At 58.6% G+C, this 26,563-nt stretch carries 19 protein-coding genes; 10 read left to right on the forward strand and 9 right to left on the reverse strand.

The window, feature by feature from the left end:
• Positions 1-34: 34 nt before the first annotated feature.
• From groL to MWU38_RS05495, 3 genes are all read left to right on the forward strand, one after another.
• Positions 35-1,687, forward strand: coding sequence for a chaperonin GroEL (gene groL / locus MWU38_RS05485; RefSeq protein ID WP_247270807.1), 1,653 nt, complete (start codon positions 35-37; stop codon positions 1,685-1,687).
• Between the two features lie 538 nt (positions 1,688-2,225).
• The gene (locus tag MWU38_RS05490) at positions 2,226-3,284 is read left to right on the forward strand and encodes a BLUF domain-containing protein (protein WP_247270808.1); all 1,059 of its coding nucleotides are present in this window, start codon (positions 2,226-2,228) and stop codon (positions 3,282-3,284) included.
• Positions 3,285-3,369: 85 nt separating this feature from the next.
• On the forward strand, positions 3,370-5,208 hold the full coding sequence (locus MWU38_RS05495; RefSeq protein ID WP_247270809.1) for a DUF885 domain-containing protein: 1,839 nt from the start codon (positions 3,370-3,372) through the stop codon (positions 5,206-5,208).
• A gap of 80 nt (positions 5,209-5,288) precedes the next feature.
• Here the strand turns inward: MWU38_RS05495 and MWU38_RS05500 are convergent, their stop codons facing one another.
• The gene (locus MWU38_RS05500) at positions 5,289-7,583 is read right to left on the reverse strand and encodes a DUF305 domain-containing protein (RefSeq protein ID WP_247270810.1); all 2,295 of its coding nucleotides are present in this window, start codon (positions 7,581-7,583) and stop codon (positions 5,289-5,291) included.
• Positions 7,584-7,867: 284 nt separating this feature from the next.
• Here MWU38_RS05500 and MWU38_RS05505 point away from each other — a divergent pair, with 284 nt between their 5' ends.
• The gene (locus MWU38_RS05505; RefSeq protein WP_247270811.1) at positions 7,868-8,905 is read left to right on the forward strand and encodes a serine hydrolase; all 1,038 of its coding nucleotides are present in this window, start codon (positions 7,868-7,870) and stop codon (positions 8,903-8,905) included.
• Positions 8,906-8,997: 92 nt separating this feature from the next.
• Here MWU38_RS05505 and MWU38_RS05510 read toward each other — a convergent pair whose 3' ends face one another.
• Positions 8,998-9,285 carry a hypothetical protein gene (locus MWU38_RS05510; RefSeq protein ID WP_247270812.1) on the reverse strand — a complete coding sequence of 96 codons (288 nt, stop codon included), beginning with the start codon at positions 9,283-9,285 and terminating at the stop codon, positions 8,998-9,000.
• Positions 9,286-9,574: 289 nt separating this feature from the next.
• Between MWU38_RS05510 and polA the strand changes: the two genes are divergently transcribed.
• Both polA and MWU38_RS05520 read left to right on the forward strand, forming a co-directional pair.
• Positions 9,575-12,430 carry a DNA polymerase I gene (polA, locus tag MWU38_RS05515; protein ID WP_247270813.1) on the forward strand — a complete coding sequence of 952 codons (2,856 nt, stop codon included), beginning with the start codon at positions 9,575-9,577 and terminating at the stop codon, positions 12,428-12,430.
• Entirely contained in the window at positions 12,427-12,660 is a 234-nt protein-coding gene (locus tag MWU38_RS05520) for a hypothetical protein (protein ID WP_247270814.1), read from the forward strand. The genes polA and MWU38_RS05520 overlap by 4 nt, the downstream gene beginning before the upstream one ends.
• A 6-nt stretch (positions 12,661-12,666) precedes the next feature.
• On the opposite strand, the gene MWU38_RS05525 is transcribed toward MWU38_RS05520, so the two are convergent.
• Entirely contained in the window at positions 12,667-14,979 is a 2,313-nt protein-coding gene (locus MWU38_RS05525; protein WP_247270815.1) for a CDC48 family AAA ATPase, read from the reverse strand.
• 586 nt (positions 14,980-15,565) lie between these two features.
• Here MWU38_RS05525 and MWU38_RS05530 point away from each other — a divergent pair.
• Genes MWU38_RS05530 through MWU38_RS05545 form a run of 4 tightly spaced genes read left to right on the forward strand, consistent with a single transcriptional unit; the run spans position 15,566 to position 19,368 of the window.
• The gene (locus MWU38_RS05530; RefSeq protein ID WP_247270816.1) at positions 15,566-16,288 is read left to right on the forward strand and encodes a CoA transferase subunit A; all 723 of its coding nucleotides are present in this window, start codon (positions 15,566-15,568) and stop codon (positions 16,286-16,288) included.
• A 17-nt stretch (positions 16,289-16,305) separates the two neighbouring features.
• Positions 16,306-17,532 carry a hypothetical protein gene (locus tag MWU38_RS05535; protein WP_247270817.1) on the forward strand — a complete coding sequence of 409 codons (1,227 nt, stop codon included), beginning with the start codon at positions 16,306-16,308 and terminating at the stop codon, positions 17,530-17,532.
• Positions 17,529-18,194 (forward strand): CoA transferase subunit B, encoded by a 666-nt coding sequence (locus tag MWU38_RS05540; RefSeq protein ID WP_247270818.1) that lies wholly within the window; start codon positions 17,529-17,531, stop codon positions 18,192-18,194. Before MWU38_RS05535 ends, MWU38_RS05540 begins: the two co-directional genes overlap by 4 nt.
• A gap of 7 nt (positions 18,195-18,201) precedes the next feature.
• Positions 18,202-19,368, forward strand: a complete 1,167-nt coding sequence (locus MWU38_RS05545) for a CaiB/BaiF CoA-transferase family protein (protein WP_247270819.1) — start codon at positions 18,202-18,204, stop codon at positions 19,366-19,368.
• Positions 19,369-19,382: 14 nt separating this feature from the next.
• On the opposite strand, the gene metK is transcribed toward MWU38_RS05545, so the two are convergent.
• The 6 genes from metK to hisS all read right to left on the reverse strand — a co-directional run bounded on the left by metK (position 19,383) and on the right by hisS (position 26,482).
• Entirely contained in the window at positions 19,383-20,630 is a 1,248-nt protein-coding gene (metK, locus tag MWU38_RS05550; protein ID WP_247270820.1) for a methionine adenosyltransferase, read from the reverse strand.
• 105 nt (positions 20,631-20,735) lie between these two features.
• Positions 20,736-22,424, reverse strand: coding sequence for an apolipoprotein N-acyltransferase (gene lnt / locus MWU38_RS05555; protein WP_247270821.1), 1,689 nt, complete (start codon positions 22,422-22,424; stop codon positions 20,736-20,738).
• Positions 22,425-22,456: 32 nt separating this feature from the next.
• Positions 22,457-23,092 (reverse strand): DUF4167 domain-containing protein, encoded by a 636-nt coding sequence (locus MWU38_RS05560; RefSeq protein WP_247270822.1) that lies wholly within the window; start codon positions 23,090-23,092, stop codon positions 22,457-22,459.
• Between the two features lie 254 nt (positions 23,093-23,346).
• Complete coding sequence (gene prmC, locus MWU38_RS05565; RefSeq protein ID WP_247270823.1) at positions 23,347-24,171, reverse strand: peptide chain release factor N(5)-glutamine methyltransferase; 825 nt, start codon at positions 24,169-24,171, stop codon at positions 23,347-23,349.
• Positions 24,168-25,235, reverse strand: coding sequence for a peptide chain release factor 1 (gene prfA / locus MWU38_RS05570; protein ID WP_247270824.1), 1,068 nt, complete (start codon positions 25,233-25,235; stop codon positions 24,168-24,170). Before prfA ends, prmC begins: the two co-directional genes overlap by 4 nt.
• Positions 25,232-26,482, reverse strand: a complete 1,251-nt coding sequence (gene hisS, locus MWU38_RS05575; protein WP_247270825.1) for a histidine--tRNA ligase — start codon at positions 26,480-26,482, stop codon at positions 25,232-25,234. Before hisS ends, prfA begins: the two co-directional genes overlap by 4 nt.
• Positions 26,483-26,563: the final 81 nt, after the last annotated feature.

Consider the following 26,563-nt stretch of genomic DNA (forward strand, 5'->3'; position numbering starts at 1 on the left):
CCCCAATTTCTAAGATTTCTCAGGAGAAACTATCATGGCTGCAAAGGACGTAAAGTTCGGCCGCGAAGCACGCGAAGGCATTCTTCGCGGTGTAGATACGCTCGCAAACGCTGTTAAAGTCACGCTCGGCCCGAAAGGCCGTAACGTTGTCATCGACAAAAGCTTTGGCGCACCACGCATCACCAAGGACGGTGTATCGGTTGCCAAGGAAATCGAGCTTGCCGACAAGTTCGAAAACATGGGCGCACAAATGCTCAAGGAAGTTGCGTCGAAGACCAATGACCTTGCTGGTGACGGCACCACCACTGCAACCGTTCTTGGCCAAGCGATTGCTCGCGAAGGCATGACCGCTGTTGCTGCTGGCATGAACCCGATGGACCTGAAGCGCGGTATCGACACTGCGACTGCGAAGGTCGTCGAAAACCTCAAGAGCCGTTCGAAAGACGTTGCTGGCTCTGCTGAAATCGCACAGGTCGGCATCATCTCTGCCAATGGCGATAAAGAAGTCGGCGAGAAGATCGCTGAAGCCATGGAGAAGGTCGGCAAAGAAGGTGTAATCACCGTCGAAGAAGCCAAAGGCCTCGAATTTGAACTCGACGTCGTCGAAGGTATGCAGTTCGACCGTGGATACCTTTCGCCATACTTCATCACCAATCCGGACAAGATGACGGTTGAACTCGACAACCCGTACATCCTCATCAACGAAGGCAAGCTCTCCAGCCTTCAAGCCATGCTGCCAGTGCTCGAAGCTGCGATGCAGTCGGGTCGTCCGCTTCTCATCATCGCAGAAGACATCGAAGGCGAAGCGCTCGCGACACTCGTGGTCAACAAACTGCGCGGCGGCCTGAAAGTGGCTGCGGTCAAGGCTCCTGGCTTTGGCGATCGTCGCAAGGCAATGCTGCAAGACATCTCGATCCTTACCAAAGGCGAACTGGTCAGCGAAGAGCTCGGCATCACCCTCGATAAAGTCACTCTCGACATGCTCGGCGAAGCCAAGCGCGTCACCATCGACAAGGACAACACGACCATTGTCGACGGCGCAGGTTCAGAAGGCGACATCAAAGCCCGCGTGGGCGAAATCCGTGCGCAAATCGAAGCCACGACCAGCGACTATGACCGTGAGAAGCTGCAAGAGCGTCTCGCGAAACTCGCAGGCGGCGTGGCCGTGATCAAGGTTGGCGGCGCTTCGGAAGTCGAAGTGAAAGAGCGCAAGGACCGCGTTGATGACGCGCTTCACGCAACGCGTGCAGCCGTTGAAGAAGGCATCGTCCCTGGTGGCGGTACTGCGCTTCTTTACGCAACCAAGGCGCTTGAAGGCCTCAAAGGCGACAACGACGACCAGACCCGCGGCATCGACATCGTTCGCCGTGCAATCATGGCGCCTGTCCGTCAAATCGCTGAGAACGCTGGACACGACGGCGCGGTTGTTTCCGGCAACCTGCTTCGTGAAGACAATGAGAACCAGGGCTTCAACGCGGCGACCGACACCTATGAGAACCTCGTCGAAGCTGGCGTGATCGACCCGACCAAGGTTGTTCGCACCGCGCTTCAAGACGCAGCATCGGTTGCCGGCCTTCTCATCACCACCGAAGCGGCGATCACCGACGCTCCGGAAGACAAGGGTTCGGCTCCTGCAATGCCCGATATGGGCGGCATGGGCGGCATGGGCGGCGGCATGGGCTTCTAAGCCAACCGTCACTCCAACCTTACAGTCTTTTAACAGGGCCCCGTCGGACTTTGGTTCGGCGGGGCTTTTGTATGGCGGGCGCGATCAGATAGGTTCAAGCCTCTGATTTACCACGGTTAATCTAGGACCCGAGCCGGACAGCATACCCTATCTTTGATGCATACAATGCACTTGACGCTACCAAGTGTCTGATGGATCATACACTCACTGTGACGAGGCAGAGTCGTCCGACCCTCGCGTCGACACCCGCTTCGGACATGGTAGTGCGGTTCCAGTGCGCGAGCACCCCCCGCACGAGCGCCAATGATCCGCAGCTGGAGGTTGCGTCGCATTGGCAAGGACACATGGCCGGCTGCATGGATTTGGCGGGTCAGGTGTCTGAAAAAGAACAGACGGGAAGAGAAGAGAACTTTCCGCGAAAAATGGGATCTGCGGGAGAGAGATGGCGCAGTATAACTAGGCATCGCACAGACCCTTTAATGCGGTCCTGCATGCCGATGCTACGCCATTCCCTCGTCCGTTAACGGAGGGTGGAGCAATGCAGGGGCATCAAGAAGGCGCTGATCATGCCGATCTATTCGGCTGCCTTACCTACCAAAGCCTAGCCTCAGAACCCCCTTCAGACAGCGAGTTGAACGCGCTTGTCGCCCAGGCACGGCTGCGCAATCAAAGCGTGGGCGTCACGGGTATGCTGCTTTATGAAGACGGCCGCTTCCTGCAAACCCTGGAGGGACCACCCTTGGGGCTTTCTGCGGTATGGGCCTCGATCCAGCAAGATGAGCGTCATCAGAACATCGAGCTTTTGAGCGAGCATTATGCCCATGCCCGGCTGTTTTCGGATTGGGACCTTCTGCTTTATCGCAAACGCGAACACGCGCCGCGTTCCTTATGGGAAAGGCTTCGTCGCCGTCACCCGCTGGGCCAATATGTTCAGCGCGTTGTGCGCGATGCGTTTGATGCCAACGAGGCGGGCCTCGGCGAACTCTTTGCACGTCTTGCGAGCTCTGGCTGGCATGGAGACGAAGTCGTCCGGCAACTGATTGAGCCCGCCGCGCGCGCCATGGGGGATGCCTGGCTCGCCGATGACTGCACGGAATTCGACCTCACGTTGGGTCTGGGCATCTTGCAAATGGCCGGACATGCGGTGCGTTATAGTGACGACATCGAGCAGCTGCGTTCCAAGAAATACTCGATCCTGTTGGCTGCGGCGCCGGGCGAAACCCATATACTGGGCACCACGCTTCTTGCCGATCAATTCAGCGACGCAGGCTGGTCGGTGGAGATGGCCTATCCCAGCAGCGATGAAGCGCTCGCCAATCAGATTGATGCGCAAAAGCCCGATGCGGTCGATATCGGCTTATCCGATGCGATCACGAGGCAAGGTCGCATTGCGCGCCTTCGCGAAACCGTGAAACATTCGCGCATGACTATGCCTGATCAATCTCTGGTGGTGTCGGTTGGGGGACGGTTGTTCGCAGAAGCGTCTGCCACAGCAGAGCACGTGGGCGCAGACCTTTCGCGTCAGACATTAGCAGGAACCCGCCTCAGGATTACAGAGCTGGTGGCGTATGCGCGCAGGATGTCCGATGACAAATGATTTGATCGCACACGACTAGTCTCCCTCTTCCCTTGTGTATCTTCGTGCGCCATGAACAGGCACAGTGACAAACAAGGGAAATCCCATGAGAACGAAATTTGCAGCTTTGCTGCTCGCCTCGGTCGCGCTCGCCGGTTGCGATGCGCTGACGCCTGTTGAAACGGTTGAATGCGGCGAGACCGCCCAAACCGAATGCCTGAACACATGGTTCGACGAAAAATTCGAAGAACAGCTCGCGTTCTCGCCGATCACGCAAACCGGACTTGGTCGCAAGACCGATTACGACAAGATCGACGATTTCAGCGAAGACGCGCAGGCTGCACAGCTTGAGTGGATGCGTGATGCGACCGCGCAGATGGAAGCGAGCTTTGATTATGACGAGCTCACCGACGCAGCCAAGCTGTCCTACGACATGTGGATGTATCGCCTCGAACAGGCGGAACGTTCGTGGGAGTTTCGCGAGCAAGCCTATATCCTTCACCAGATGGGGTCTGCGCAATCGAGCCTTCCCACCTTCCTCTTGACCCAGCACACGGTCGAGAATGAAAGCGATATGGAAGCCTTCATCGCGCGTATCGGCGGGATCGGCACGGCAATGGATCAATTGCTCGCCCGTACACAGGCGAATGCGGCTGCGGGAACCCGCGCACCGCGCTTTGCCTATGATGCGGTTATTCTGGAATCGAACAACCTCACCTCAGGCGCTCCCTTCGACGATGGTGAGCCATCGGCTATGTGGCAGGGCGTCGAGCGCCATCTCACCACCTTGGTAGAGGATGACAAGATCACCGAAGAACGCGCCGAGGAACTGCGTGAAGAAGCTCGGGTTGCGCTGACGGAAAACTTTGCGCCCGCTTATGCGCGCACGGTCGCATGGTTCGAGGAAGATCGCCCCAATACGAGCGAGGAAACCGTCGGGGTCACCGCCCTTCCCAATGGTGAGGCGTTTTATGCCGCATCGCTCAGGGAAATGACCACGACCGACCTCACCGCCGACGAGGTTCACCAGATCGGGCTCGATGAGGTTGAGCGTATTCAATCTGAAATGCGCGAAATCATGAAGGAGGTTGGCTTCGAAGGAACGCTTCAGGAATTCTTTGAATTCACGCGGACCGACCCGCAGTTCTTCTACCCCGACAACGATGAGGGCGCCCGGCAATACATCGCCCAGGCAAAGGCGCATATCGATGCGCTGACCGAGCGTCTGCCTGAGTTTTTCGGCACACTTCCCAAGGCTCCGCTGGAAGTGCGCCGGGTTGAACCATTCCGCGAACAGGACGGCGCTGCACAGCACTATCGGGCCGGCACGCCCGATGGTTCGCGTCCGGGCATTTATTATGCCCACCTGTCCGACATGACCGCCATGCCCATCCCGGAGCTGGAATCGATCGCCTATCACGAAGGCAATCCAGGCCACCACATGCAGCTTTCCATCGCTCAGGAATTGGAAGGCGTGCCAAAGTTCCAGTCGCAAGGCGGGTTTATCTCTGCCTACGGTGAAGGATGGGCGCTCTATACCGAGCTTCTGGCCAAGGAGATGGGCGGGTATCAGGACCCCTATTCCGACTTCGGCCGCCTCTCCAGCGAGATATGGCGTGCAATCCGTCTTGTGGTGGACACCGGCATTCACGCAAAGGGCTGGAGCGAGGAAGAAGCAGTGCAATACGCGCTCGAAAATTCGCCCAATCCCGAAGCTGCGGTCCGCAGCGAAGTGCAGCGTTACTACGTGCTGCCGGGGCAAGCGACATCCTACAAGATCGGCATGATCCGTATTCAGGAACTGCGCGCGAAGGCGGAAGAAGAGCTTGGCGACAAGTTCGACATTCGCGGCTTCCACGATACGATTCTGGGTGGCGGCTCGGTGCCGCTGTCAATTCTTGAAACCCGCGTGGACCAATGGATCCAAAGCGTGAAAGACGCCTGACGGGGTTGCAATGCCGATACAAAAAGGGCGCGCAGGGTTTTAACCCCGCGCGCCCTTTTTCGTTCAGACCAGGTTCGTTCCTAGCCGCCTTTACGACTGTTTGCGGCTGCCTCGATCGCGTCCTCATCCCACGTCACCTGCGTTTGGGTTTGCGGGTTGAAGCGGGTGTTGGCATAGCTTGCAGCTTCGGCTGCGGCGATTTCTTCAGCAGTCAGATAGTCTGATGGCTCAAGCGCAAATACATCGAGCCCGCGCGTGATTTCGGTCGCGTAAATGCGGCCATTGTACCAGTAAGATGACCAGTAACCGCCGACCACAAGCTGCTCATCATCGATGGGCCCACGATCAAAGAAGGCGATCTCCTGGGGGTTCGCGCTGTCGGTGAAGTCCATCACGCTGATGCCGCCCTGATACCAGCTCTGGACGAAGAGATCCCGGCCTGGGACAGGGATGATCGAGCCGTTGTGCGCAACGCAGTTTTCAGTGTCGCTTTGCGGTCCGGGCATCTTGTAATGGCTGCGGAATTCAAGCTTGCCATCGACAATGTCATAGATCGCGTTCGCACCCCAGGTCATCGGGTCCGATGCCTTACAGCGCGGACGGCCACCACCGCCCCACTCGTCGGTAAAGATTACCTTGGTGCCGTCATTGTTGAAGGTGGCCGAGTGCCAATAGGCAAACCCTTTGTCGAACGCACTATCGGTGCGCACCGGATTGTATGGATCGGAGATATCCATGATGATCCCGTTACCCGAGCACGCGCCTGCCGCGATTTTCAGCGACGGGAACACGGTGATGTCGTGGCACTGATTGGTTTCTCGGGTGTCTTGCGCATCATCGCTCGACTTGCCGCCATTCCAGAGACCGGCGATTTCGCCTGTCGCGTTGTCGGCAAAAACGCGCGGGGAACTGGTAATGCGGGCCGCGGCCGGGTTGGCGACCGGAATTTCGATCACATCAATGCTGAACAGCGCGGTGCGCGTATCGGAGCGATTGGGAACGCAGCGTTCAAGTTCTTCAGTCTCGCGCACCACTGAGGTGCCCGAGTTGTAAACGATCAGCTTTTCTTCATCCGCGCTCACGATCGAGTGGGTGTGGCTGCCCCGACAGGTTTGCACCTGACCCACTTGGCGGACCGCAGAAAGGTCGGAGATATCGAAAATGCGAAGTCCGCGGAAACGCTCTTCGCTGACCTCACCCTCGACACCTTGCAGGCCGCAATCGACCCGGCCGCGCGTCTGTTCCACACTCATGATAAGCAAATTGCCTGCGACCGATACGTCACCCTGCCCCCCCGGACACACGACCGAAGACATAAGAGTCGGCGCACCATCTTCGCCAAGCTTGTAGATGTTGAAACCGTGATAGTTACCAGCGACCATGATGTCGTCGAAGAACGCCATATCGGTATTGGCAAAATCAAGCAGCGGCGAACGCTCGGCAAATTGCGTCAGGCTTTCGCCATCTTCTTCGGGCACGGCCACTGCCTCTTCGGCATCGTCTTCTGCATCCGAGCCTGCCTGTGTCGGTGCATCTTCGTCTTCATCGGAGGGAAGAGCGGGACGAAGATCGGCCGGGTTGTCCGGGTTAAAGAAACCCGCTGGCTTTGGCAGCGACACCACCTTGCGAAGGTTCATGATCGCTTCGCCCGCATCGGCAAAGCCAACAGCGAGACCTGAACGCGGATCCGCTGAGAGCCCTGCAAGCAGAGTATCCATGCGATCAATTTCACTGCTCTGATCGGCTTCGATATCACCGACAAACTGGAACAGGACAGGGTCAGATGCACTGCCCGGTTGCTCAAGCAGATCCTCGACCATTGTGATCGCGCCCTCGTGGTGGGCAATCATCAGGGTAAGGAACATCTTGTCAAAAGCCGCGCCCTCTAGCGTGGCAAGCTCGGCCATCTGCTCAGGTGTCGCCATGCCAGCCATCTGCGAATGGTCCATCGCGTGGTGACCGTGGTGTGCGTGGCCCGAATGATCCATACCCGAATGATCCATGCCGGCCATCACAGTGTGCTCGCCGCGATCCGACAGCCAGCCGTTCATGAATTCGATCTCATCGGCCTGGCTCGACAAGATCTTGCCAGCGATGGTGACAACTTCTTCGTTATTGGTCCGTTCTTCGACCAGTTCGGACATCTCGACGGCCTGCTGGTGGTGAAGAATCATGCCTTGCATGAAGGCAACGTCGGCATCGGTGTAACTCGACTTTGCAATCTCGCTCGCTTCTTCGGCGCTCAACGTGGTGCTCGCCTGTCCGGGCGCGCCGGGCAGGATGATGGGCGCGCTTTGCGCCATAGCGATGCTGGAGCCGGTCAAAAGAAGGCCGGTAATCAGGCTGCGAGACCCCAAAGCTAGTTTGCGTTGCATGATCATTCATGTCCTCATGTTTTGTGAATTGACGCCATTCCTGCCCGAATGCACGTGCCAGTCAAGGCCATAGCCGATACTTGCCATCGATACGCAACAAGGGAACAATCGAAGGGACCGCCGCATTATAATTAGTGCAAAGCGCAGTTTATCATCGGCGAATCGGTCGCGTGCGCGGCACACTTCGGCGCAGGGGCGCGCCAATTTTCTTGCAGCGACGCTGTGTAGAGCCCTAGAATTTGCGCTTAAGCCCACGCTAACCTTGTTCGGAGTATTTGCGCTTAATGGCTCTCCATCCCCTTCTCTCCTCGCTCGCTCGCAAAGCAGCGCCTTTCGCGGCGCTCCTTGCTGTCTTTTCCGCTCCTGCCTTCGCAGAGGAAAACCAACTGCAGGCGAGTTTTGACGATGCCTTTGGCACACAGGCGCGCGAGCCCTCGACCTTCGAGGCGATCTACGCCAGCGGTTTCGAACAACGCATTGCGCAGCTGGCCGATGGCAGCCAAGGGCGCATCGGCGTTGCCGCCTGGGACCTTGCAACCGGCGAACAGATCACCGTTTTGGGCGATCAACTTTTCCCAATGGCCTCGACCAGCAAGATCGCGGTAGCCGCCACCTATCTCGAAATGGTCGAGCAAGGGCGATATTCGCTGACATCAGAATTTCCGCTTCTCATCCCGGTGCGCTCTGCGAAGTTTTCCTCGCCTGCAGCGCCTGTGCGCAAGGGCAATTACATGGCGGCGATTGATCTTATCGAGATCATGATCACCCGCTCGAGCAACCCGGCGACCGACGCTTTGCTGGCAGCAGTGGGCGGCCCACCGGCAGTCAACGACTGGATGCGGCGTCAGGGTATCACTGACTTTTCTATTGACCGCGACATCGCAACGCTGGTGCGCGACGATGGCGAATATGATCCGGCCAACTGGATAGACGAACGCGACGCTGCCACTCCCAAAGCGATGGTGCGCCTGTTGGGCGGGCTTTACCGCGGCGAATATCTGAACGAAGAAAGCCGCCGCATCCTGCTTGGTGCGATGAGCCGCACAGTGACGGGCAAACGCCGCATTGTTGCCAATATGCCGGGTGAGGCAAAGGTGAGCCACAAGACCGGCTCACTCAACAACACCTCTTCTGACGTGGGCATTATAGAAAGCCCCGATGGGCGGGCGGTTGCGGTTGCGATTTACGTGACCGGGCAAGGCGCACGGCGTGACCGAGAAGCGCGGATCGCGGCGATTGCAAGGGCGCTGTACGATGGGTTCAATGCGAAGGCTCGCGATAACCGCAATTGGGTGAGCGCGCCGCGACTTGGCGGCGGTTAACGCCTTTTCCCGTCGCGAACACAAAAAAGGCGGCGCCCCACTGGGGTGCCGCCTCTTTATTGACTAGCAAAAACGCTGGTCGGTTCGGGCGATTACTCGCCGTCTTCACCATCAACCATTGCTTCTGCGTTAGCAGCAGCTTCGTCAGCAGCAGCTTCAACGTCAGCAGCGCCTTCAGCCATTTCAGCACCAGCTTCGTCAGCAGCGCCTTCAACAGCAGCAGCGCCTTCTTCGGCTGCAGCAGTTGCGTCGTCAGCGATCGAAGCTGCGTCTGCAGCCATTGCGTCACCGGTTTCGCCAACTGCGTCTGCGGTTTCACCGCAAGCAGCAAGGCCAAGAGCAGAAGTTGCAACAGCAGCGGCAAGAACGAACTTACGCATAGTAGTAATTCCTTATTCAGCGAATAAATCAGGCACTTTCCCGCGATGGGTGAGCGCCGAAGCCAAGTGATCCCGTCTCTCGACCCCACTCGGCTCGGGCTCCTAAATAGTGGCGCAAATGTGGCAAAACAAGTAAAATGTGGCAACACGCCCCATTTTCGCCTTTTTTCCGCCACAATTGGACGCGGCCAGAGACGCGCAAATTCGCTCCAGAATACCGGCATTGCGAGTGGGGCTAAAGCGTCGATGCGCTCTTACGCGAAGCTGCACAGGGTGCTAGCGATGACCTATGTCAGACAAGCAAAAGCATCTCTATCTCGTCGATGGTTCGGCCTATATTTTTCGCGCCTATCACCGCTTGCCCCCGCTCACGAACCCGGAAGGGACGCCCGTGGGTGCGGTCTATGGCTACACCACCATGCTCTGGAAGCTGGCCGACGATCTGGATGCTGCCGACGGTCCGACCCATATGGCGGTGATCCTCGACAAGGATTCGAAGAGCTTTCGCAACGATATCTACCCTGAATACAAGGCCAACCGTCCAGAGCCGCCCGAGGATCTTCGCCCCCAATTCCCGTTGATCCGCGATGCGACGCGCGCCTTCAGCTTGCCGTGCATCGAGGAGCAAGGGCTGGAGGCAGACGACCTGATCGCCTCCTACGCCCGCGAGGCTCAGCGCCAGGGCTGGGACGTCACCATCGTTTCTTCCGACAAGGATCTGATGCAATTGGTGGGCGAGGAAAACGGCGCGCGCATCGACATGCTCGACACGATGAAGTCGCAGCGCATCTATGTTGATGAGGTCGAGGAGAAATTCGGTGTGAAGCCCGATCTCGTTGGCGATGTGCTGGCGCTTATGGGGGACAGCGTCGACAATATTCCCGGCATTTACGGCGTAGGGCCAAAGACCGCTTCCAAGCTTATTGCTGAGCATGGTTCGCTCACGGCCGCGCTTGACCAAGCGCCGGATATGAAAAAGTCCAAGCTGAAAGAACGCCTGATCGAGGGTCGCGAGGATGCAGAAATGTCGCGCGTCCTGGTTACGCTCAAGGAAGATTGCGACCTACCCGTGGCGCTCGAGGACATGGCGCTCACCAAAATTCCCGAAGAGCCACTAGCCGAGTTTCTTCAAACGCACGGCTTCAATTCGCTCCTCAAACGACTCGGAGCAGGCTCAGGCTCGCCAGAGCGCACGAATAACCTAAACCCTGCCAAAGCGGACAAGGGCGGCGACAAGGGGACAGCCGAAGGCAACCGTCAGCCGCTTCCCGAAATGCCAAAGGTCGACCGCAGCGCCTATGAAACGGTGCAGACACTGGAGCGGCTTGAAGAATGGGTCCGCCGGGCCACGGCCGCGCGGCTTGTTGCGGTCGATACCGAGACATCGTCATTGGATGCGATGCAGGCCGATCTCGTGGGTGTGAGCCTCGCGCTTGGCCCTAATGATGCCTGCTACATCCCGCTCGCGCATTATACGAGTGAGGGGGGCGGCGACGATATGTTCGCCGAAAAACCCGAGCAAGTGCCGATGGGCGATGCGCTCGCAGCGCTCAAGCCCATGCTCGAAGAGACCTCTGTTCTCAAAGTCTTCCAAAACGGCAAGTACGATCTGAACGTTCTTGAACGCTCCGGGATCAGCGTTGCACCCATCGAAGACACAATGGTGATGAGCTTCGACCTCGATGCTGGCCGAGGCGAGGGCATTGGAGGCGGGCACGGCATGGACGAGCTTTCCGAACGCCACCTTGGGCACACCCCGCTTTCGTTTAAAGAGGTTTGCGGGACGGGCAAAAAGGCTATCCCCTTTGGCGAAGTACCCTTGGACCGTGCGACCGAATATGCCGCCGAGGACGCCGACGTTACCTTGCGCATTTATCGCATGCTAAAGCCGCGCCTATCCGAAGAGGGCGGAACGGGCATTTACGAACGCGTTGACCGTCCTCTGATACCGGTGGTCGCCGGGATGGAACGCGAAGGCATCAAGGTCGATCGCGCACGGCTTGCCAAACTGTCCGAAGAATTCGCCACAGAAACCGCTAGCCTCGAAAAGGAGATCCACGAGGCGGCCGGCGAAGAATTTTCAGTCGGCAGCCCGAAGCAATTGGGCGAAATCCTGTTCGACAAAATGGGCTTTAAAGGTGGCAAGAAAGGCAAGAGCGGGCAGTACTCGACCGATCAGGCTACCCTTGAAAAACTGAGCGCCAACCCCGAAGCCGCCAAGATCACCAAGAAGGTGCTCGAATGGCGGCATTTGTCGAAACTGAAATCGACCTACACCGATGCGCTCCAGGCCCAAATCAACCCGAATACCGGCCGTGTGCACACAAGCTACAGCCTTGTGGGCGCGCAGACCGGGCGGCTGTCCTCAACCGATCCGAACCTGCAAAACATCCCCATCCGCACGCCGATTGGACGGCAAATTCGCGAGGCGTTCGTGCCCGAAGACGGCAATGTGCTGCTTGCGGCCGACTACAGCCAGATCGAGCTGCGGCTGGCTGCGCATATGGCCGATGTCGAAACGCTGAAAGAGGCATTTGCAAATGGCGAAGACATCCACTCGCGCACCGCGACCGAGATGTTTGGCGAAGTCACCAGAGACACTCGCGCCCGCGCCAAGACGATCAACTTCGCCATCCTCTATGGCATCTCGCGCTGGGGCCTCGCTGGCCGCCTTGAGGTTGAACCAGACGAAGCGCAGGACATGATCGACACCTATTTCCAACGCTTCCCCGGCATCCAGCGCTACATCTCTGAAACGCTCACCAGCGTGGGCGAGCGTGGTTATTCCGAGACGCTCTTTGGCCGCAAAACCTGGTTTCCCCGAATCAAGTCCAAGAATCAGGCCGAGCGTCAGGGATCAGAACGCGCGGCAATCAATGCGCCTATTCAGGGGACCAGCGCCGACATTATCAAGCGCGCCATGGCAAGGATGCTGCCTGCCCTTCGCGATGTAGGGCTGAGCGATGTCCGGATGCTCCTGCAAGTGCACGATGAATTGGTGTTCGAGCTGCCCGAGGGAGATGTGGCCGAAGCCTCGCCGATCATCGAGCGTGTGATGGCGGAGGCAGCGCTCCCTGCGGTCTCTCTCGACGTCCCGCTGGCCATCGACATTGGCACAGGAGCAAGCTGGGACGCGGCGCATTGAAGCTTGGCCCCGCCCTTCGGGCGTCCTCTATCCTGCTGTTCCTCGCAACCTGCGCCAGCGCCAGCATATGGCTTGTGCGGCGGTCCTTGCCCTACAATGCCGAGGGTCGATATTTCGATGAAACATCCGGCGTGGTCATGCATGAGCAGACGCTGACCGTTGCCGGTGCAGCGGCTGTCTCATTGGCCGTGTTTGCAATCATATGCTGGCTCATCGCCAAGCGGACTTGACCACGCTTACCCGTGTTTCTCGCCACGCGTCGATTGCAGATGCTCCGGCGCAAGGAAGCCGATAGGATTGGCTTCCACTGCGCGCTTCTTCAACTCGCCGCGCATCGCCCGGTACTCCGCTTCCATTCGCGGAGTGACGGTTGCACGGCTGTCTTCCAGAGCATCTTCAAAGTCCTGCATCTCGACCGCAGAAACCTCGCCGCCCATACGCCGCAAAGCGCCAAGCCCTGCGCGGCGCACCACATCTTCGAGGTCCGCACCGGTAAAGCGGTCGGTTTTGGCCGCGACCTCACCAAGGTCCACATTGCTGGCAAGCGGCATGTTCTCGGTATGGATGCCAAGGATATGGCGGCGGCCCTCAAGATCGGGGGTTCCGACATAGACAAGCTCGTCAAAGCGGCCCGGGCGAAGGAGTGCCGGGTCCATTAAGGTCGGGCGGTTGGTGGCACCGATGACGATGACCGATTGCAACTCTTCGAGACCATCCATTTCGGCCAGCACGGTGTTGACCACGCGGCCTGTGACTTGCGGCTCGCCCTGCCCTGAACCGCGCGCGGGCACGAGGCTGTCGATCTCGTCGATGAACAGCACGCAAGGCGCAACCGCCCTTGCACGTGCAAACAACTTGGCAATTTGCTGCTCGCTCTCACCGTACCATTTGCTGAGCAAATCGGAGGATTTGAGCGAGATAAAATTGGCTTCCGATTCCTTGGCAACAGCCTTGGCCAGCAAGGTCTTGCCAGTGCCGGGAGGGCCATAGAGAAGAAAACCCTTGGCCGGACGGATGCCCAGACGGCGGAACCCTTCAGCGTTTTTAAGGGGCATCTCGATCCCCTCTTTCAGCTTGTCGACCGCATCGCCCACGCCGCCAATATCGTCCCAGCTGACGTTGGGCATTTGCACCATCACTTCGCGCATGGCGGAAGGCTGGATGCGCTTGAGGGCGTTCAGGAAATCATTGCGGGTCACGCAGAGGTCTTCGAGCACATCGGCAGGAATCTCGCGCGCATCAAGATCGAGGCGCGGCATGATCCGCCTGACAGCATCAATCGCCGCTTCCCGCGCCAGAGCAGCAAGATCAGCGCCGACAAAACCGTGCGTCATGCGCGCGAGCTCCGAGAGATCGACCTTATCTTCCAATGGCATCCCGCGGGTGTGGATCGCAAGAATCTCACGGCGGCCGGTCGGGTCAGGAACGCCCACCACAATTTCGCGGTCAAAGCGGCCCGGACGCCGAAGCGCTTCGTCGATGGCATCGGGGCGATTGGTCGCTGCGATCACAACGATATTCGCGCGCGATTCCAGCCCGTCCATCAGGGTGAGCATTTGCGCAACAAGCCGCTTTTCCGCTTCGCCCGGCACCTGCGTGCGCTTGGGTGCGATCGAATCGATCTCGTCGATGAAAATGATCGCAGGCGATGCGCGCGAAGCTTCTTCGAAAACTTCACGCAGACGCTTTTCGCTCTCGCCATAGCCCGAGCCCATGATCTCCGGCCCGTTGATAATGAAAAACTCTGCATCGCTTTCACTGGCAACCGCCTGTGCAAGGCGCGTTTTGCCTGTGCCGGGAGGGCCATGGAGCAGGACGCCTTTGGGCGGATCGACGCCAAGACGGGTGAAAAGCTCAGGATAGCGCAGCGGCAATTCAACCATTTCACGCAGCGCCTGAATGGTCTCTTCCATTCCGCCAACATCGTCATAATTGACCACAGCGCGTGCATCGCGCGGTTCTTCGAATTCGGTGCGAAGCTCAACTTCGGTGTTTTCGTCAATATGGACGACACCTTTTGGGTTGGTCGCATGAACGCACAAGCGGATCTGTGTGAGCGCATAGGCGGGCGCACGCAGCAATTGGCGCACGTCCGATGGCATGTTCTGCACCGGCTGCTGTCCGGTGGTTGCAACAAGATCGCCTGTCACCAACGGCTTTTTGAAAAAGTTGCGCTTCAAAGCCTGGGTAGGACCCTGAAGCCGCATGTCGCGCTGGGCCGGGGCAAAGACAACGCGCGTTGCAGGGCGCGACTTGCCAACCACGATATCCACATGCTCACCAGAACCCGCTTCGGCATTGCCGCGTTGCAAGCCATCCAAGCGGATCACATCAAGCGTTTCGTCTTCCTGATAGGCGGGCAGCGCAATCGCCGCCGTTGACCGCTTGCCGGTGATTTCGACCACGTCGCCTTCGGTAATTCCGAGCTTTTGAAAGGCCGAGCGCGGCATTCGGGCCACCCCCTGGCCTGATTCTTCCTGCCGCGCTGGGGCAACTTGCAAGCGCACAGCCGTGCGGGATTGAGCAGTGTCAGTGTCGGCGTCAGCCATGAAGCGGGTCCTTGAGCAACGTGCGCGGATGAGTGCGCGGGTGAATTGCAATGCTCTGATTTAGCTAGGACGCGCTCCCCTTGATTGCAAACCACACTTTGCCAGTTCGCCAAAGGATCAGACCTCAAACCGATCATTGTGCAAGGCACAGCCTCGACGGCGAGACGGTAAAATGCGAGCGGAAAATCGCAGCAAACAGAAAAAAAGCCCGGCACAAAGGCCGGGCTTGAAAGTTTGGGAGAGGATGCCTGAAAGGCATGACCACTTACTGCATTGGGAACACTTTTTGTGCAAGTGCGAAAGGTTCATCCTTTGTTGCATGAAGCGCAACGTCCGGACAGGAAACTGTTACAGTGATGTGATTTTACGCACTTTTGCCTGCCCATTTTATGATCTTTTGCCTATCTTATGTGCATTTTGCGGATTTCAGTTGCCGAATGGCGGAATTTGGACACGGCAAAGTTGGTGGCAGCAATTGCGCGAGCGAGTAGCCAGCAGCAGCACAAGACCATATAAGTGCATTGGGCGCGTCCCGATCAACGCGCCACAACACTCGACAAACACTCGAACCGACAGGCTTACCTCTATGTCAAAGATCTATCCTTCTGCTGCAGCCGCACTTGATGGCGTGCTGAAAAATGACATTTTGATCGCTGCGGGCGGCTTTGGTCTGTGCGGCATTCCCGAACGCCTCCTGGATGCAATTCAGGAAAGTGGCGTCACTGGCCTTACCTTTGCCAGCAACAATGCCGGGATCGACAATGAAGGGATCGGCAAGCTCTTGCGCACCCGCCAGGTCAAGAAGATGATCTCATCCTACGTTGGCGAAAACAAAGAGTTTGAGCGCCAGTATCTCGCAGGTGAGCTTGAGGTTGAATTCTGTCCTCAAGGCACGCTCGCTGAACGCATGCGCGCAGGCGGCGCGGGAATTCCCGGCTTCTACACCAAGACAGGCGTCGGCACAGAAGTGGCCAAGGGCAAGGAGCACGCCGAATTTCCCGATCAGGATGGCGTCATGTCGACTTACATCCTTGAACGCGGAATTTTCGCCGACCTGTCGGTTATCAAGGCGTGGAAAGCGGATGAGACGGGCAACCTCATTTTCCGCAAAACCGCTCGCAACTTCAACCAACCGGCCGCCACATGCGGCAAGGTGTGCGTGGCCGAAGTCGAGGAAATCGTGCCCTCGGGCGCATTGGAGGCCGACGAGATCCATTTGCCCGGTGTCTTTGTAAACCGGATAGTGTTGGGCGCGCCTTACGATAAAAAGATCGAGTTCCGCACGGTTCGCACAAGAGAGGACGCATAAAACGCATGAGGGGCAAATTGAACAGCACACGCCTTGCATTGCTCGCAGGGGCGGCAATTACCTTGCAAGGATGCGTTGCCGCGGCCATCCCGATCGCGGCTGGCGGCCTTATCGGAGAGCGACAGATTTCGCGCGAAGACGCTTCAAGCGTTGCAGGGCCTGAAGCCGCGCCAATCGTGAACCCGGTGGTCGAGGTCGCCTCAAATGCTGCGACTCAAGAGCCCATGGATGCCGATCTGGCTCCAGCACCGTCCAATGACCCCGCCCCGTCCGCGCGCGCGCCTGCTTTGCCCGAAACGCCGGAAGATCAAGGACGGTTTGGCCGCGCGCCCGATTTGGCCGGCCCCAATCTCCCTCCGGCTCAGCCCATCACATCCGCCACCCCGCCGCCAACGGTTGCGATAGTCCGTTCAAGTCCGGCTCCATCTGAGAGCCCATCGGCTGTGACGCAGTTACCAGACCCGATCCAGACCGATCTGGCTGCATCACCTGTCGGCCCTTCCTCGCCCGCGCTTTCCAGCTCGGCGCCGCAAGCAAACACGCCGCCTGCCGAGCTTGCCTCTAGCGCATCGTCGCTGCCCGCGCCCATTCCTTCGGCGCGCGAACCATTGGAAGAGGCGGCGGCAGCAATTCCACCCACCCAGCCTCCGGCGTCGATTTCGGGCCAGTCGCGCAACGCCCTTACGGGCATCAACCAGCTTTTGTCCTACGCCAATTCGCGGCAGATCAGCGCTGATGAGACACCGGAAAGCGCAATGCTGCTGGACCGGATCGCCCTCACGCCCGAGCGCGCCGAATGCAACGGCATTGCCCCCACGGTTCTGATTGACCTCGATCCTGAAGGCGGCCTGTTCGATTCAAAGACCGCCTCGCGCCCCCCATCGGGCCTTGCGCGCGGGCTAAATCAGCTCCGATTGAACGGCATCTCGGTCGCCTGGATTTCGGCGAACACCATCGACCAGATTGATGCGATCACCCGCGCGCTGAGATATTCAGGCCTCGACCTCAACAATGAGGACCGCGTGTTGCTCTTGCGGGGGGAAGATGACCGCAAACAGACCCTGCGCGAAGAGCTATCGCAGATCAGTTGCCTTATTGCGATTGCCGGCGACACCCGCTCTGATTTTGACGAGCTTTACGATTACCTCAAGAACCCCGCCGATGCGCAAAGCCTCGAACCATTGATTGGCGATGGCTGGTTCTTGATCCCGCAACCCCTCATCTCTGCAGGAAGTGAACAATGACACAAGCACCGACGGGCTGGACCAGAGACCAAATGGCCGCGCGCGCCGCACAAGAGCTCGAAGATGGCTATTACGTCAATCTTGGCATTGGCATCCCCACACTGGTCGCGAACCACATCCCCGAAGGCATGCTGGTCACGCTTCAGAGCGAAAACGGTATGCTGGGAATCGGTCCGTTCCCTTACGAAGACGAAGTCGACCCCGACCTCATCAACGCAGGCAAACAGACAATCAGTGAACTGCCGCACAGCGCCTATTTCGATAGTGCGACAAGCTTCTCCATGATCCGCGGGGGTCATATCGACCTCACCGTGCTGGGCGCGATGGAAGTGGCCCAGAACGGCGACATTGCGAACTGGATGATCCCGGGCAAAATGATCAAGGGCATGGGCGGTGCGATGGATCTTGTCGCAGGCGTCAAAAAGATAATCGTGGTGATGGACCACACCGCAAAAGACGGCTCACCCAAATTCATCCCCGAATGCAGCCTTCCGCTAACAGGTGCTGGTGTGGTCGATATGATCATCACCAACCTTGGCGTTTTTCAAAGGCCTTCGAAGGAAGAATCATTCCGTCTCATCGAACTGGCCCCAGGGGTAAGCGAAGAGGATATTGCGGCCAGCACCAGCGCATTCTACGAAGTGGCGCTCAAAACGGCCTGATGCTCCTATGTGGCTGAAAGCGCCCCGCAATCCCGATGCGCCTCTTGCCGGGCTGAAAGTGCTCGAACTTGCGCGTGTGCTTGCTGGCCCGTGGGCAGGGCAAATCCTCGCTGACCTAGGTGCCGATGTTATCAAGGTTGAAAGCCCGGAGGGCGACGGCACCAGAGCCTGGGGCCCGCCCTGGGTCGAGCGTGAAGGACCCGATGGTAAGGCGCGGCGCGAGGCGGCATACTACCATGCGGCCAATCGCGGAAAGCGCTCGATCGTCGCGGACTTCGGGGATGCAAGCGACCTTGAGCGGGTGCGCGAACTTGCCAAGGGCGCCGATGTTCTGATCGAGAATTTCAAGACCGGAGGCCTTGCCAAGTTCGGTCTCGATTACACCTCGCTTGGCGCATTGAACGAACGCCTCGTTTATTGTTCGATCACAGGCTTTGGCCAGACCGGTCCCCGCGCCCACGAGGCCGGCTATGACTTCGTGATTCAGGGGATGAGCGGCTTCATGTCATTGACTGGAGAGCCAGCGCGCGAGCCTGTCAAAATGGGCATTTCGATCAGCGACCTTTCCACCGGTGTCTATGCCGCGAACGGAATTCAAGCTGCGCTATTGCAGCGCCACAGAACCGGGCGCGGGCAGCACGTCGATATAAGCCTGCTCGATTGTTCAGTCGCGCTTTTGGCGAACCAGGCAACCTATCACTTCAACACGGGGCAGAACCCGCCGCGTATGGGCAACACTCATGCGCAAGTGGCGCCCTATGGCGTCTTTCCGGTGAGCGACGGCCATGTGATACTTGCGCCAGCCAATGACCGCCTGTTTACGCGAATTGTTGCCATGCTGGGCCGTGAGGATCTGGCCGAAGACCCGCGGTTTGGAACCAATGGCGGAAGGGTCGAGAACGCAGCCGCACTCGATGACGAGATTGCAAAGGCGACGGCCACCTGGACCAAGGAGGCTTTGCTTGAGGCTTGCGCCAGCCACGGCATTCCCGCAGGCCCGATCAACCAGTTGGACGAAGTATTCGCCGACCCACAGGTGATCGCGCGAGGTATGCGTGTTGATCTCGGCGGGATGCCGGGCGTGCGCTCTCCCTTCACCTTTTCCGATGCGCAATTGGCGCTCGACCACCCGTCCCCCATGCTGGGTGAGCACACCCCCGAAGCTGGCAACTGAGGTCGCGGGGTTGGTTAAACGAGCGCAGCTTTCAGATCGTCGACCAGATCGGTGCGTTCCCATGGGAATGTGTCACCATCCGCTGTGCGGCCAAAATGGCCATAGGCTGCGCTGATCCGGTAGATCGGCTTGTTCAACCCCAAATGGGTGCGGATCGAACGCGGGGTGAGCCCGCCAAGCTTGTCGATGGATTGGATCGCGTCTTCGAGCCTCGCATCAGTAACGCCCTGTGCCGCGGTCCCATGCGTATCGACATACAGCGACAATGGCTCCGACACGCCAATCGCATAAGCGATCTGAATGGTGCAGCGCGTGGCGAGCCCTGCGGCCACGACGTTCTTTGCAAGGTAACGGGTGATGTAAGCTGCGCTGCGGTCAACCTTGGTCGGATCCTTACCGCTGAACGCACCGCCCCCGTGAGGGGCCGCGCCGCCATAGGTATCGACGATAATCTTGCGCCCCGTCAGTCCTGCATCACCATCAGGTCCACCGATAACAAAGCTGCCCGTCGGGTTGATGTGCCAGATCGTCTCGTTCGAGATGAAACCCTCAGGCAAAATATCGGCAACGACGCCCTTGACATAGGCATGAAGCTCGGCCTCTTTTTCGCCTTCGTCATAACCTTCGGCGTGCTGAGTGCTGACGACAATCGCGGTGCAGGCTACAGGCTTGCCGTTCTCATAGCGCAGCGTGACCTGGCTCTTCGCGTCAGGCTCAAGGAAAGGCGCAGTGCCTGAGTGCCGGTCATTTGCAAGCCGCTCCAAAATCTTGTGGCTGTAATCGAGCGTTGCCGGCATGAAGTCGGGAGTCTCATCGCACGCAAAGCCGAACATGATGCCTTGATCGCCTGCACCTTCGTCTTTGCCAGAGCCATCTGCACCCGAATCCACGCCTTGAGCGATATGTGCCGATTGACCGTGGAGGTGGTTTTCAAAGGCCAGTGTCTTCCAGTGAAACCCCTCTTGCTCGTAACCGATATCGCGCACGGTTGAGCGAACAGCGCGTTCGATCTCGTCCTTCGCGCCGGGTGCCCAGCCGCCATTGAACGCCCATGCCGCATTCTCGCTGTCATACATCGCCTTGCAGCGGATTTCGCCAGATAGGATCACGCGCTGGGTCGTGGTCATCGTTTCGCAAGCAACACGCGCTTCGGGGTCTTTGGACAGCATGAGGTCGACAATGGCGTCCGAAATCTGATCCGAAACCTTGTCGGGGTGGCCTTCGGAAACGCTTTCAGAGGTGAAGAGATAATTGCTGCGCATTGTGTGAGGGCCTTCCAGAGCGGGTGGTCCAAGGGACTATGGGAGACACATGCGTAACGCCCTTATGCAGATATAAGGAAGTCTTTATGTGATCTTCTTGAATCCCTAGCTGCGCGCGCTGCGCAAGGCAAGCAATCTCGGCACGCCGAGCCCCAGTGCTGCGAGCAGTGCGGCCCACATCAGGGGAAGCGCATTGCCCAATTTTGAGAAAAGCGTTGGCGGTTTCGCCGAGGGGATTTGGCCATGAATCGCGTCCGCCTCGCCGCTTGCGATGTGCTGAATCACGTTGCCATTGGCATCGATCACCGCACTGATCCCAGTGGTGGTGGAGCGAAGGACCGGGAGCCCCTCTTCAATAGCGCGCATACGGGCCTGTGCCAAATGCTGCGGCGGCCCCCAACTGCCAAACCAGCCATCGTTCGAAGGGTTGAAGAGATAATCGGGACGGTTGTCCTCATCGACCACCTGGCCAGAGAAGACGATCTCGTAACAGATTTGGATACCTGCCTTGCCATGCTCACCAAGGTCGAGTGTCTGAGGGCCGGGGCCAGGGATATAGGGGATCGTGCCAGAGGTTAGCCGCGACAGGCCAATAGCGCCAAGAATGTCTTCCATCGGCAGATATTCGCCATAGGGCACCAGATGCTCTTTGCCGTAGTGATGGGTAATCTTCCCCTCACCGTTCATAGCGAGCACCGAATTGCGGGCCGAAAGCGCGCGGGGGATGCCGTCTTCGCCAAGGCCAATGTTGAGGTTTACGACGCCTGTCAGCAAGGTCGATTGAGGGCCAATTACGGTGCCGATCCGCTCGCGCGCAAATACAGGGTCCGCGCCTGCCGTCATCCTTGTGTAGTAGCGCTGGGGATAGCCGTCCTCGAGATAATCCGGCACCGCGCTTTCGGGCCACAGGACAAGGCGCGACTGGTCAGAATTCTTGGTCGTTAGGCGGGCGATGCGTTGGAATTGCTCTTCGAATTTGGAGCCGTCGTTGATTTCTTCTTGCAAGATCAGCGGTTGGACGAGGGTGTAATTGATGTCTGTGTATTTGGAAGGGTCGGGGATCGGGAAAGTGCTACGCTCGACAAATGTTCGCTCAAACGAGGTCGGGCTGAAAGCCATTACAATCACGATAGAACTGGCAAGCAGTGCGCTAGGGCCCCATCGCCGAGACCAAAAAGCGCTCAGCAGTAAGCCAGCGATTACTATAGCCAAACCAGAGAGCGCATATGTGCCCAGCATGGGCAATAACATGGCGATACCAGGCCAATCCCATCCGCCCAAAAGCATTAGCCCCAAGGGCGGCCACGGATAGCCGGTGAACACCCAGCTTCTCAGCCACTCGGTCACAATCCATGCGCTCGAAAGCACAGCACCAAACGCCAGCACCCCACTCCGCCGCGCCAGCAGATGCGCGACCAACGCAGCCAGCGCCGGATAAACCGCGAGGTAGATGCACAAGAGCGGCACCGCGACCCAGCCCAGCATCTCGGGCATTTCCGCTTGATAGGTAAAGGCGGTGGCAATCCAATTGTTGGCGAGCGTCAGATGCGCCCAGCCAAAGGTCCAACCAATCCATAAAGCGCCGCGCCATCCGCTAGCCTTGCGCAAATGCGCAATCCAAAACGCAAGCGCGGGAAGCGCAACCCACCAGCCGTGAACTGGGGGATAGCCAAGCGCGGCCACCATCCCGAGAAAAGCCGAGGTCAGCCCGGGCCATTTCGCAGCGAATGCAGTGATACGGCTCCAAAGCGAAGCCAGCCTGCCCTCAAACGGGTCCAGCGCCGCTTCGCTCATTCCCGCAATCCCCTCAGCCTCAGGAAAGCTGCCTAGCCGACCGCTTCGAGGTCGCTGTCATCATCGGATGCAGCGCTGATCGCCGGTGGCAGGACAGAGCTATCGAGCTGAGCGCTTGTGTCTGCGTCCGTATCATCCGCCTTCTTGCGACGGGTCCGCTTTTTCGGCGCCTCATCGCCATCACCCTTGTCCGCCTTTGGCTTACGGGCACGGCGTTTCGGCTTTGCGTTTTCTTCATCAGCGCCTGCCTGTTCGCCTTCGCTGCCGGCTTCGCCCTGATCGTTTGAGGCGTTGTCGCCAGAATCGTTATCTTGATCATCGCGGCGCGAGCGGCTGCGGCGATTATTCCGGCGGCGGTTATCGCCATCCTCGTCATCGGTATCGTCATTATTGCCGCCGCGCTCGTCATTGCGTTTTGAACGAGCTTCATCTTGACGCGCCTTGTTGTCGGCAATCACGCGGAAATAGTGATCGGCAAACTGGAGATAATATTCCGCCTGAACCCTGTCGCCATTGTGCTGCGCGTCTTGAGCAAGCTTCTTATACTTGTCGAGCAGCTGGGGCGCATTGCCCCGCGCGCGGCTGTCGATGCGGTTCTGGTTGTTGCCACCTTGGTTGCCACGGTTACCACGGTTACCACGGCGACGATTATTACGATTGTTATTCAAGGAAAATCTTCCTGTTTACGACCCGGATGCGTGCCTAAACCCTGCATCCGTGGTCAGCAGACCTTTCGTCTAACGCGCCGCCCATGCGGCCTTCTCAAATCCTATTTTGCCTGACCTATGGGGAGCCCCCGCTTGGGTCGTTCATCAAGGAATTTGGAGCTTGGACCAGCCTTTCGCATCAGGGCGCGAAATGGTGTTCCGACTCGATAGCTAGCGAGCCTTATTGCTTTTGCCAAGCCCTGATGACTTTTTCGTCAACTAAGCATCAAGCACCGGGGGCGGCCCGCAAGGTCCTTGCGCAGGCGCACATTGAAACTGTGGCCTTGCGCGATCCGGGTAACAACCCCAGCCTGAGTGTGGCCGATTTCAAGGATCGCGATAGCGCCGACGGTCATTAGTGCGCGCAATTGCGGGATCAGAATGCGATAGTCGTCGAGCCCGTCTGGTCCTGCAAAAAGCGCCGATGCAGGCTCGAATTCGCGCACATCGGGGTCGAGCGCGGCAGCGTCTTCGACATAGGGCGGATTGCACAAGACCAGATCGAATTGACCCAAACCCTCGGCCCAGCCCTCTTTGGTCCAATCGCGATACTCAAACCGGGCGCGGGTCTTATCAAGGTCCAGCATCCGGGCATTCCCCTCGGCCACCTTCAGAGCTTCTTGTGATTGATCTGTTGCAAGGCCGCTCGCACCCTCGAGTTCCAGCAGCACGGTGATCAGCAGAGCGCCCGTCCCTGTCCCGAGATCGAGGACGCGCATCGCCTTGGCCGCATGTTCAAGGGCAGTATCAATCAGCACCTCGCTATCTCCGCGCGGGATCAGCGTATCGGACGTCACGGCAAATTCGCGCCCGTAAAATTCCTGGTGCCCTGTGATATGCGCCACGGGTTCTCGCGCCGCGCGACGGGAGATGAGGTCATTATATGTGGCCGGAGCAGTGTCCGGCATATGCCGCAAGAGCATATCTGAGCGGCTCACACCAAGCGCATGTGCCATCAGCAGCTCTGCATCGAGACGCGCTGTATCGCTGGTCACTTTGAGCTTCGTAGTGGCGGCGCGGATGGCCTCTGCGACACTCACTCGGCGAGCGCGGCCAGCCGTTTGGCCTCGTCCTCAGAAATCAGCGCTTGCACCAATTCATTGAGCCCAGTGCCAGCGAGCACTTCTTCAAGCTTGTGCAAGGTCAGTCCGATGCGGTGATCGGTGACGCGGCCTTGCGGGAAATTATAGGTGCGAATGCGCTCGGAGCGGTCACCCGACCCCACCATGGCCTTGCGCGCTTCGGCCTCTGCGCCCTGGGCCTCATCGCGGGTCTTTTCATAAAGCCTTGCGCGCAGCACCTGCATCGCCTTTTCGCGGTTCTTGTGCTGGCTGCGTCCGTCCTGACAGGTCACCACAAGGCCGGTTGGCTCGTGGGTGATACGAATTGCTGAATCGGTGGTGTTAACGTGCTGACCGCCGGCGCCAGATGCGCGATAGGTGTCGATTTTGAGGTCGCCCGGATCGATTTGCACATCAACCTCATCGGGTTCTGGCAGCACCGCCACGGTCGCAGCCGAGGTATGAATACGCCCGCCGCTTTCAGTGACGGGGACGCGCTGCACGCGGTGAACGCCGCTTTCGAACTTGAGCTTGGCGAACACGCCTTGCCCTGTGATGTTGGCGACGATTTCCTTGAAACCGCCCACTTCCGAAGCGCTCATGGAAACGGGTTCGACCCTCCAGCCCTGCTCGCCCGCAAATTTCTCATACATCCGGAAAAGGTCGCCCGCGAAAAGCGCCGCCTCATCGCCGCCCGTGCCAGCACGGATTTCGAGCATGGCGGGCTTGCTGTCGGCCCGGTCGCGCGGGAGCAGAGCGATAGCGAGAGCGCGTTCCTTTTCGGGCAACTTTTCGTTGATCGCGGCGAGCTCTTCTTGAGCCATATCCTTCATCTCAGGGTCCTGAAGCATCTCCTCAAGTCCGGTGATTTCGTCGCGCAGGCTCGTCACTTCGGCGGCGATCTTGGCGACAGGTTCAAGCTCAGCATAGTCGCGGCTGGCCTGAACAAATTCGTCACCTTCAAGCGTTCCGCTCGCCATACGCGCTTCGAGTTCGGCGAAGCGGTGGCCAATCTGATCAAGGCGTTCTTTGGGGATGGTCATAGGTCAAGATCCAGAGACCATAGTGCCGAGGAAATACGTTCCTTGTCCTCACCTTCGGACTGATAGCGAAGACGTCGTTCACCATCACTCATAGCCAGAATTACATGGCTGCCAACTTTCACCGCTTTGTCGAAACGTTTCTTTTTGCCGCCACTGGCTATGAATTCTGCGGAAAGGCCAACAGATCGAATCGCGCTGACCGCTTTTTGTCCTGCAGCCGTCATTTTATCGTCTTCGACCACAACGACCACGTCTGGCTTGTCGATATCCCGTTCACCGACGAGCATCGCCAACCGCTCAATCCCGGCCGCCCAGCCGACCGCAGGTGTCGCGGGCCCGCCGAGGCTTTCCATCAAGCCATCATAACGCCCGCCACCAAGCACGGTCGATTGCGATCCCAGGGCGCCCGCTGCCGCCGAACCTTCATCCGGGATAAACTCGAACGCAGTGTGCCTGTAATAGTCGAGACCGCGCACGAGGCTCTCTGCGCGTTTCCATTTCACTCCGCTTGCATCAAGGCCGCCAGTCACGCTTTCGAAGAAGGCCAGCGCGTCATCGGACAGATACTCGTCAATCTTGGGCGCATCGGCAACAAATGCACGGTCGCGCGGGTCTTTGCTGTCGAGAATACGCAGCGGGTTCTTCTCAAGACGCTCCTGGCTGTCCTCGGACAATTCGCCGCGCACCTTGCCGAAATACTCGATCAAACCGCTGCGCCACGCATCGCGGCTCGCCGCATCGCCAAGCGTGTTGAGATGCAGGGTCACACCCTCAATTCCCAACTCTTTCAAAAGCTGGTCTGCCATTGCAAGCAGCTCAACATCGGCCTGCGGCTCGCCCGCGCCCAAAATTTCGGCATCAATCTGGTGGAACTGGCGATAGCGCCCTTTTTGCGGGCGTTCGTACCGGAACAGGGCGCCGTGCGTCGCCAGCTTCATAGGCGCGTGCTGCTGCCAGCCATTGGTAAGATAGGCCCGCGCAATCCCGGCGGTAAACTCAGGGCGCAGCGTCAGCGAATCTCCGCCGCGATCCTCGAAAGAATACATTTCTTTCGAAACCACATCGGTCGTCTCGCCAATCGCGCGGCTGAACACCTCGGTCTTTTCAAACACCGGCATTTCAGCGCGGCGGAACCGATAGAGCTTGCGCACCCGCTCGAAGGTTTCGACCACGAAAGCGAAGGCCTCTGCCTCGGGTCCAAAGATGTCCTGCGTGCCGCGAATGGCCTTGGGAGTGTTCTTGCTCATAACTCTTGTATGTCTCAGACGTGCAAACTGTGCCGCGCGATTACGACTAAGGAAGGGCTTTCGCAATGCCTTGCAGGTCGC

Origin of the sequence: Qipengyuania sp. S6317L1 (genome assembly GCF_023015615.1) — a bacterium.
Lineage (GTDB): Bacteria > Pseudomonadota > Alphaproteobacteria > Sphingomonadales > Sphingomonadaceae > Erythrobacter.

What these genes read in the sequence shown, in the direction of transcription:
- MWU38_RS05500 (WP_247270810.1), bottom strand. Translation starts at nt 7,583, where the DNA reads ATGCAACGCAAACTAGCTTTGGGGTCTCGCAGCCTGATTACCGGCCTT.
- groL (WP_247270807.1), top strand. Translation starts at nt 35, where the DNA reads ATGGCTGCAAAGGACGTAAAGTTCGGCCGCGAAGCACGCGAAGGCATT.
- MWU38_RS05540 (WP_247270818.1), top strand. Translation starts at nt 17,529, where the DNA reads ATGACACAAGCACCGACGGGCTGGACCAGAGACCAAATGGCCGCGCGC.
- MWU38_RS05495 (WP_247270809.1), top strand. Translation starts at nt 3,370, where the DNA reads ATGAGAACGAAATTTGCAGCTTTGCTGCTCGCCTCGGTCGCGCTCGCC.
- MWU38_RS05510 (WP_247270812.1), bottom strand. Translation starts at nt 9,285, where the DNA reads ATGCGTAAGTTCGTTCTTGCCGCTGCTGTTGCAACTTCTGCTCTTGGC.
- MWU38_RS05530 (WP_247270816.1), top strand. Translation starts at nt 15,566, where the DNA reads ATGTCAAAGATCTATCCTTCTGCTGCAGCCGCACTTGATGGCGTGCTG.
- MWU38_RS05490 (WP_247270808.1), top strand. Translation starts at nt 2,226, where the DNA reads ATGCAGGGGCATCAAGAAGGCGCTGATCATGCCGATCTATTCGGCTGC.
- polA (WP_247270813.1), top strand. Translation starts at nt 9,575, where the DNA reads ATGTCAGACAAGCAAAAGCATCTCTATCTCGTCGATGGTTCGGCCTAT.
- metK (WP_247270820.1), bottom strand. Translation starts at nt 20,630, where the DNA reads ATGCGCAGCAATTATCTCTTCACCTCTGAAAGCGTTTCCGAAGGCCAC.
- hisS (WP_247270825.1), bottom strand. Translation starts at nt 26,482, where the DNA reads ATGAGCAAGAACACTCCCAAGGCCATTCGCGGCACGCAGGACATCTTT.
- MWU38_RS05525 (WP_247270815.1), bottom strand. Translation starts at nt 14,979, where the DNA reads ATGGCTGACGCCGACACTGACACTGCTCAATCCCGCACGGCTGTGCGC.
- MWU38_RS05505 (WP_247270811.1), top strand. Translation starts at nt 7,868, where the DNA reads ATGGCTCTCCATCCCCTTCTCTCCTCGCTCGCTCGCAAAGCAGCGCCT.
- lnt (WP_247270821.1), bottom strand. Translation starts at nt 22,424, where the DNA reads ATGAGCGAAGCGGCGCTGGACCCGTTTGAGGGCAGGCTGGCTTCGCTT.
- prfA (WP_247270824.1), bottom strand. Translation starts at nt 25,235, where the DNA reads ATGACCATCCCCAAAGAACGCCTTGATCAGATTGGCCACCGCTTCGCC.
- MWU38_RS05545 (WP_247270819.1), top strand. Translation starts at nt 18,202, where the DNA reads ATGTGGCTGAAAGCGCCCCGCAATCCCGATGCGCCTCTTGCCGGGCTG.